General features: G+C 66.7%; 4 protein-coding genes and 1 pseudogene. All 5 read left to right on the top strand.

Going from position 1 to position 8,654, the window contains the following annotated elements; translation table 11 throughout:
* Positions 1–1,036: pseudogene (locus IMZ11_RS27405) on the top strand (DNA-directed RNA polymerase subunit beta); the annotation flags it as partial.
* Between the two features lie 23 nt (positions 1,037–1,059).
* Positions 1,060–4,935 carry a DNA-directed RNA polymerase subunit beta' gene (locus IMZ11_RS27400; protein WP_228645293.1) on the top strand — a complete coding sequence of 1,292 codons (3,876 nt, stop codon included), beginning with the start codon at positions 1,060–1,062 and terminating at the stop codon, positions 4,933–4,935.
* A gap of 636 nt (positions 4,936–5,571) precedes the next feature.
* A complete protein-coding gene (gene rpsL, locus IMZ11_RS27395) occupies positions 5,572–5,946 on the top strand; it encodes a 30S ribosomal protein S12 (RefSeq protein ID WP_061253213.1) in 375 nt (124 codons plus the stop codon).
* Between the two features lies 1 nt (position 5,947).
* A complete protein-coding gene (gene rpsG / locus IMZ11_RS27390) occupies positions 5,948–6,418 on the top strand; it encodes a 30S ribosomal protein S7 (RefSeq protein ID WP_061253214.1) in 471 nt (156 codons plus the stop codon).
* Positions 6,419–6,501: 83 nt separating this feature from the next.
* Complete coding sequence (gene fusA, locus IMZ11_RS27385; protein ID WP_374462825.1) at positions 6,502–8,550, top strand: elongation factor G; 2,049 nt, start codon at positions 6,502–6,504, stop codon at positions 8,548–8,550.
* The last annotated feature ends 104 nt before the right edge of the window (positions 8,551–8,654 follow it).

The raw sequence follows: 8,654 nt of genomic DNA, 5'->3' as shown, positions 1-8,654 counted from the left end.
GGTGCGTGACACCTCGCTGAAGGTGCCGCACGGCGAGTCCGGCAAGGTCATCGGCGTCCGCGTGTTCTCGCGTGAGGAGGGCGACGAGCTCCCGCCCGGCGTGAACGAGCTGGTCCGCGTGTACGTGGCCCAGAAGCGCAAGATCACCGATGGTGACAAGCTGGCCGGTCGTCACGGCAACAAGGGCGTCATCTCCAAGATCCTCCCGGTGGAGGACATGCCGTTCCTTGAGGACGGCACCCCGGTCGACATCGTCCTGAACCCGCTGGGTGTTCCGGGACGAATGAACGTCGGCCAGGTGCTGGAGACGCACCTCGGGTGGATAGCCGCCAGAGGCTGGGACGTCACCGGCGTGCAGGAGGCCTGGGCCGAGAGGCTGCGTGACAAGGGTCTCGGCACCGTCGAGCCGCGTACCAACGTCGCCACCCCGGTGTTCGACGGCGCCCACGAGGAGGAGATCGTCGGCCTGCTGAGCAACACCCTGGTCAACAGGGACGGCTCCCGCATGGTCGGCGAGAACGGCAAGGCGCGGCTGTTCGACGGCCGCTCCGGCGAGCCGTTCCCGCACCCGATCTCGGTCGGCTACATCTACATCCTGAAGCTGCTCCACCTGGTCGACGACAAGATCCACGCGCGTTCGACCGGTCCGTACTCCATGATCACCCAGCAGCCGCTCGGCGGTAAGGCCCAGTTCGGTGGCCAGCGCTTCGGTGAGATGGAGGTGTGGGCCCTCGAGGCCTACGGCGCCGCGTACGCGCTCCAGGAGCTGCTGACGATCAAATCGGACGACGTTCTCGGCCGCGTGAAGGTCTACGAAGCCATCGTCAAGGGCGAGAACATCCCCGAGCCGGGCATCCCCGAGTCGTTCAAGGTCCTCATCAAGGAAATGCAGTCGCTCTGCCTCAACGTCGAGGTCCTGTCGAGCGACGGCATGTCGATCGAGATGCGGGACACCGACGAGGACGTCTTCCGTGCCGCTGAAGAACTCGGCATCGACCTGTCCCGGCGTGAGCCGAGCAGTGTCGAAGAGGTCTGATCTAGAAGCTGAGGGGATCAAAAGTGCTAGACGTCAACTTCTTCGACGAACTGCGAATCGGCCTTGCGACGGCTGACGACATCCGTCAGTGGTCGCACGGCGAGGTGAAGAAGCCAGAGACGATCAACTACCGGACTCTCAAGCCGGAAAAGGACGGACTCTTCTGCGAGAAGATCTTCGGTCCGACCCGGGACTGGGAGTGCTACTGCGGTAAGTACAAGCGTGTCCGGTTCAAGGGCATCATCTGTGAGCGCTGTGGCGTCGAGGTGACCCGGGCCAAGGTGCGTCGTGAGCGGATGGGCCACATCGAGCTGGCCGCTCCGGTCACCCACATCTGGTACTTCAAGGGTGTTCCCTCGCGTCTCGGCTACCTGCTCGACCTGGCCCCGAAGGACCTGGAGAAGGTCATCTACTTCGCGGCCTACATGATCACGCACGTCGACGCGGAGACGCGCGACCGTGATCTGCCGTCGCTGGAGGCCAAGATCTCCGTCGAGCGGCAGCACGTCGAGCAGCGCCGTGACGCGGACATCGAGGCCAGGCAGAAGAAGCTCGAGGCCGACCTGGCCGAGCTCGAGGCCGCCGGTGCCAAGGGGGACGCGCGGCGCAAGGTGCGTGAGGGCGCCGACCGCGAGATGCGGCAGCTGCGCGACCGCGCCCAGCGTGAGCTGGACCGCCTCGACGAGGTGTGGAGCCGGTTCAAGAACCTCAAGGTCCAGGACCTGGAGGGCGACGAACTGCTCTACCGCGAGATGCGCGACCGGTTCGGCCGCTACTTCCGTGGCGGCATGGGCGCCCAGGCGATCCAGGAGCGGCTGAACAGCTTCGACCTGGACGCGGAGGCCGAGAACCTGCGCGAGACCATCCGCAGCGGCAAGGGCCAGAAGAAGGCTCGTGCCCTCAAGCGGCTCAAGGTCGTGGCGGCGTTCCTCAACACGCGGAACTCGCCCAGCGGCATGGTTCTGGACTGCATCCCGGTCATCCCGCCGGACCTGCGCCCCATGGTGCAGCTCGACGGTGGCCGGTTCGCGACCTCCGACCTGAACGACCTGTACCGCCGGGTCATCAACCGGAACAACCGCCTCAAGCGGCTGCTCGACCTCGGCGCGCCCGAGATCATCGTGAACAACGAGAAGCGGATGCTCCAGGAGGCCGTCGACGCGCTGTTCGACAACGGCCGCCGTGGTCGTCCGGTCACGGGTCCCGGCAACCGTCCCCTGAAGTCCCTCAGCGACATGCTGAAGGGTAAGCAGGGACGCTTCCGCCAGAACCTGCTCGGTAAGCGTGTCGACTACTCCGGCCGTTCGGTCATCGTCGTCGGCCCGCAGCTGAAGCTGCACCAGTGTGGTCTGCCCAAGCAGATGGCCCTGGAGCTGTTCAAGCCGTTCGTGATGAAGCGCCTGGTCGATCTGAACCACGCGCAGAACATCAAGTCGGCCAAGCGGATGGTCGAGCGGGCCCGCCCGGTCGTGTGGGACGTGCTCGAAGAGGTCATCACCGAGCACCCGGTACTGCTCAACCGCGCACCGACCCTGCACCGCCTGGGCATCCAGGCCTTCGAGCCGCAGCTGGTCGAGGGCAAGGCCATCCAGATCCACCCGCTCGTCTGCACCGCGTTCAACGCGGACTTCGACGGTGACCAGATGGCCGTGCACCTGCCGCTGTCGGCCGAGGCCCAGGCCGAGGCACGCATCCTGATGCTCTCGACCAACAACATCCTCAAGCCGGCCGACGGCAAGCCGGTGACGATGCCCACCCAGGACATGGTCATCGGTCTGTACTGGCTGACCACCCAGAAGGACGGCGCCGAGGGTGAGGGTCGCGTGTTCGCCTCCGTCGCGGAGGCGCTCATGGCGTTCGACCGCCGCGAGCTGGACACGCAGGCCAAGATCCAGGTGCGTCTGAAGGACGTCCCGCCGCCGCGCGGCTGGGAGGCGCCCGAGGGCTGGGAGGCGGGTCAGCCGATCCGTCTGGAGACCACGCTCGGCCGGTGCCTGTTCAACCAGACGCTGCCCGACAACTACCCCTTCGTGAACTACCAGGTCGGCAAGAAGCAGCTCTCGGCGATCGTCAACGAGCTGGCCGAGCGGTACCCGAAGGTCGAGGTCGCGCAGGCGCTGGACGCGCTGAAGGACACGGGCTTCCACTGGGCCACCCGCGCCGGTGTCACCATCTCGATCGAGGACGTCGTCGCCCCGCCGAACAAGGCCACGATCATGGAGTCGTACGAGAGGCGCGCGGACAAGGTCCAGCGTGAGTACGACCGCGGTCTGATCACGGACGAGGAGCGTCGTCAGGAGCTCATCGAGATCTGGACCCACGCCACCGCGGACGTCGAGACCGACATGGTCAACGCGTTCCCGGCGACGAACCCGGTCTGGATGATGGTCAACTCCGGCGCCCGCGGTAACAAGATGCAGGTCCGGCAGATCGCCGGCATCCGTGGTCTGGTGTCCAACACCAAGGGTGAGACCATCCCGCGGCCGATCAAGTCCTCGTTCCGTGAGGGCCTGTCGGTGCTGGAGTACTTCATCTCCACGCACGGCCAGCGGAAGGGTCTGGCGGACACCGCGCTGCGGACCGCCGACTCCGGTTACCTGACCCGTCGTCTGGTCGACGTGGCCCAGGACGTCATCGTCCGCGAGATCGACTGCGGCACCGACCGCGCGGTCCCGCTGCACGTCGGCGAGCGGGACTCCCAGGGCAACCTGGTCAAGGCCGAGAACGCCGAGAGCAACGTGCACGGTCGCATCCTGGCCGAGGACGTCGAGGTGGACGGCAAGCTCGTCGCCACGGCCGGCGTTGACATCAACGACGCCGTGGTCAGCGCGCTCGTCGCTGCCGGGGTCGAGACGGTCAGGACCCGCAGCACCCTGGTGTGCGAGGCCAAGATCGGTGTCTGCGCCACCTGCTACGGCCGTTCGCTGGCCACCGGCAAGCTGGTCGACGTCGGCGAGGCCGTCGGCATCATCGCCGCCCAGTCGATCGGTGAGCCCGGCACCCAGCTGACCATGCGTACTTTCCACACCGGTGGTGTGGCGGGTGCGGACATCACCCACGGTCTGCCGCGTGTCCAGGAGCTGTTCGAGGCGCGCGTCCCCAAGGGTGTCGCCCCGATCAGCGAGGTCACCGGCCGCGTCAGGATCGACGAGACCGACAAGACCCGCAAGATCGTCATCACTCCGGACGACGGCTCCGACGAGATCGCCTACCCGGTGTCGATGCGGTCGCGGCTGCTGGTCTCCGAGGGTCAGCACGTGGACGTCGGTCAGCTGCTGATCGCGGGTGCGCGCAACCCGAACGAGGTCCTGCGCATCCTCGGCCCGCGCGCGGTGCAGCTCCACCTGGTGGACGAGGTCCAGCAGGTGTACCGCTCGCAGGGCGTGTCGATCCACGACAAGCACATCGAGGTCATCGTCCGCCAGATGCTCAAGCGGGTGAACGTGCTGGAGTCGGGCGACACCGAGCTGCTGCCCGGCGAGCTCGTCGAGCGGCCGCGGTTCGAGGTGCTCAACAGGGAGACCGTGGCGGAGGGTGGCCAGCCGGCCTCCGGCCGTCCGGTCCTGATGGGCATCACGAAGGCCTCGCTGGCCACCGAGTCGTGGCTGTCGGCGGCGTCCTTCCAGGAGACGACGCGAGTGCTCACCGACGCGGCGATCCACGCCAAGTCGGACTCGCTGCTCGGCCTCAAGGAGAACGTCATCATCGGTAAGCTCATCCCGGCCGGTACGGGCATGCCCCAGTACCGCAACATCCGAGTCGAGCCGACCGAGGAGGCCAAGGCCGCGATGTACACGGTCGGTGGTTACGACGGTTCCGCCGCGGAGTACACCTTCGGCTCCGGCAGCGGCGAGGCTGTGCCGCTGGAGGAGTACGACTTCGGCCAGTACGGCCGCTAGTCCACAACGGAAGCGCCCGGCACCTGGAGGCCCAGGTGCCGGGCGCTTCCGCGTGCGCGGGCCTGAGGGCGGTCCACGGCGGTCGGAGGCGGTTCGGTCCACGACGGTGGCCGGTGTGGGGGAGCGGACGCGGCACGCCGCGAGTTCGTCCGGATCAGCGGAAATGGCCGGAAGACCCCGCTGTCCGGGTATACTCGCTCCGAGCTTGTAGTGACCCGCATCAGAGCGGGCCGCGCGAACCATGACACGAATCACGGCGCACCCCGCCGCATCCGTTTTGACGTGTTGCAAGGGGCTGGGTAGTCTTTTCCTTCGTGCCCATGGTTCATGGGCTCGCATGCGTGCGCTTGGAGGGCCGTTCCCGGCTTCGGGGAGGGCGGCGAGCGCCGCAGGACTCCTCCAGATCGACCGGGTCCGCCCGGGTGTGGTGCGGCAAGTGCGCGACACGCCCGAGCGCGTGGGTCGAAGGGGAGGTAAAACCAGCAGGTCATGACACCGGCAGTACCTGCGAAAGAACAACCTGGACGGTTGCCGAGCCGGGCACTGAGAGGTTCGCGTCAGCGGGCCGCGGTGTGCCAGGACGGTTTGTCCGACCGGGATTCACGTATCACCGGCTAGGCACGAAACGGAGACGCGGTGCCCACGATTCAGCAGTTGGTCCGCAAGGGCCGGCAGGACAAGGTCAGTAAGACCAAGACTCCTGCCCTCAAGGGCAGCCCTCAGCGGCGCGGCGTTTGCACCCGCGTTTACACCACGACCCCCAAGAAGCCCAACTCGGCGCTGCGCAAGGTCGCGCGTGTTCGGCTCACCAACGGCATCGAGGTCACGGCCTACATCCCTGGTGTCGGTCACAACCTTCAGGAGCACTCGATCGTGCTCGTGCGTGGCGGTCGTGTGAAGGACCTGCCGGGTGTTCGCTACAAGATCATCCGCGGCTCGCTGGACACCCAGGGTGTCCGCAACCGCAAGCAGGCCCGCAGCCGCTACGGCGCTAAGAAGGAGAAGAGCTGACATGCCGCGCAAGGGTTCCCCTGGTCGCCGCCAGCTGGTCGCTGACCCGGTGCACAACTCGCCGTTGGTGACCGCCTTGATCAACAAGGTTCTCCTGGACGGCAAGCGCTCCATCGCGCAGTCGATCGTGTACGGCGCCCTTGAGGGCTGCAAGGACAAGACCGGTAACGACCCGGTCGTCACCCTCAAGCGTGCGCTCGACAACGTCAAGCCCACCCTGGAGGTGCGCAGCCGCCGGGTCGGTGGCGCCACCTACCAGGTGCCGGTCGAGGTGCGTGCCGCGCGCAGCACCACCCTGGCTCTCCGCTGGCTGGTCCAGTACTCCCGGGCGCGCCGCGAGAAGACCATGACCGAGCGGCTCATGAACGAGCTTCTCGACGCCAGCAACGGCCTTGGCGCCAGCGTGAAGCGGCGCGAGGACACGCACAAGATGGCCGAGTCCAACAAGGCCTTCGCCCACTACCGCTGGTAGTGGCACCCACGACGAGTTAAGGACGCAGAGCAGTGGCCACCACGACCGCTCTTGAACTGGCCAAGGTCCGCAACATCGGGATCATGGCCCATATCGACGCGGGCAAGACCACCACGACTGAGCGCATCCTGTTCTACACCGGCATCAACTACAAGATCGGTGAGGTCCACGACGGCGCAGCCACGATGGACTGGATGGAGCAGGAGCAGGAGCGCGGCATCACGATCACGTCTGCCGCGACGACCTGTAGCTGGCTTGATCACACGATCAACATCATCGACACGCCCGGTCACGTGGACTTCACCGTCGAAGTGGAGCGCTCACTGCGCGTCCTCGACGGTGCCGTAGCCGTCTTCGACGCCGTCGCCGGTGTCGAGCCGCAGTCGGAGACCGTCTGGCGGCAGGCCGACCGGTATGGCGTTCCGCGGATCTGCTTCGTCAACAAGATGGACCGGGTGGGCGCGGAGTTCCACCGTTGCGTCGACATGATCGTGTCGCGTCTCGGTGCCACGCCGCTGGTCATCCAGCTTCCGTGGGGCGTTGAGGCCGACTTCAAGGGCGTCATCGACCTGGTCAAGATGAAGGGTCTGCTCTACCCGGCCGAGGCGGCCAAGGGCGAGATGTACGACGTCGTCGACATCCCGGCCGACCACGCCGACGTGGCCCGCGAGTGGCGCGACAAGCTCATCGAGACCGTCTCGGAGAACGACGAGGAGCTCATGGAGCTGTACCTCGAGGGCGTCGAGCCCTCCGAGGAGCAGCTCGTCGCCGCGATCCGTCGTGCGACCCTGTCGAGCACGCTCAACCCGGTCCTGTGCGGCACCGCGTTCAAGAACAAGGGTGTTCAGCCCCTGCTCGACGCGATCGTCGCCTACCTCCCCGCGCCGACCGACATCCCCGCCTTCGAGGGACACGCGGTCGGCAACGAGGAGGAGGTCGTGGAGCGGCACGCGGACGCCAACGAGCCGTTCTCCGCGCTGGCCTTCAAGATCATGAGCGACCAGCACCTGGGCCGTCTCACCTACATCCGCATCTACTCGGGCACGCTCGAGACCGGCACCGGTGTGATCAACTCGGTGAAGGGCAAGAAGGAGCGGATCGGCAAGATCTACCAGATGCACGCGAACAAGCGCGAGGAGCGCGCGTCCGCGACCGCCGGTCAGATCGTCGCCGTGATGGGTCTGAAGGACACCACCACCGGTGACACCCTGTGCGACCCGGCGAACCCGGTCGTCCTGGAGTCCATGACCTTCCCGGCCCCGGTCATCAACGTGGCGATCGAGCCGAAGACCAAGGGTGACCAGGAGAAGCTCAGCACCGCGATCCAGCGGCTGGCCGAGGAGGACCCGTCCTTCCAGGTCCGTCGGGACGAGGAGACCGGGCAGACGGTCATCTGGGGCATGGGCGAGCTTCACCTGGAGATCCTCGTCGACCGGATGCGTCGCGAGTTCAAGGTCGAGGCCAACGTCGGCCGTCCGCAGGTCGCCTACCGCGAGACCATCCGCCGCAAGGTGGCGAAGGTCGAGTACACGCACAAGAAGCAGACCGGTGGTTCCGGTCAGTTCGCGCGCGTCATCATCGACCTGGAGCCGTTGGGCGACGGCAACGACGGCTACGAGTTCCAGAACAAGGTCAGCGGTGGCCGCATCCCGCGGGAGTACATCCCGTCGGTCGACGCGGGCGCCCAGGAGGCCGCTGAGTTCGGTGTCCTCGCCGGCTACCCGATGGTCGGCGTGAAGGTGACGCTGCAGGACGGCGCCTTCCACGAGGTCGACTCGTCCGAAATGGCTTTCAAGATCGCCGGTTCGATGGCCTTCAAGGAGGCCGCTCGTAAGGCGGACGCCGTAATCCTCGAGCCGATGATGGCCGTTGAGGTCACCACGCCCGAGGACTACATGGGTGACGTCATCGGTGACCTCAACGGTCGCCGCGGACAGATCCAGGCGATGGAAGACCGGACCGGGGCCAAGGTCATCAAGGCCCTCGTCCCGCTGTCAGAGATGTTCGGCTACGTGGGTGACCTGCGCAGCAAGACCCAGGGCCGGGCCGTGTACAGCATGCAGTTCGACTCCTACGCGGAGGTGCCCCCGGGCATCGCCAAGGAGATCGTCGCGAAGGCTCGGGGCGAATAAGTTCCGAACCGCTCCGGCCAGGCGCCTCGCGCCGGCGGCCGGAGGGGCTCGGGGCGGGTCGGATTCCGATCGGGACCCGATCAGCCTCCCAGTGTGGGGCGGGG

The organism is Microtetraspora sp. AC03309 (assembly GCF_020826795.1).
Classification (GTDB): domain Bacteria; phylum Actinomycetota; class Actinomycetes; order Streptosporangiales; family Streptosporangiaceae; genus Microtetraspora; species Microtetraspora glauca.
This window is presented reverse-complemented; position numbering and strand designations above follow the sequence as displayed.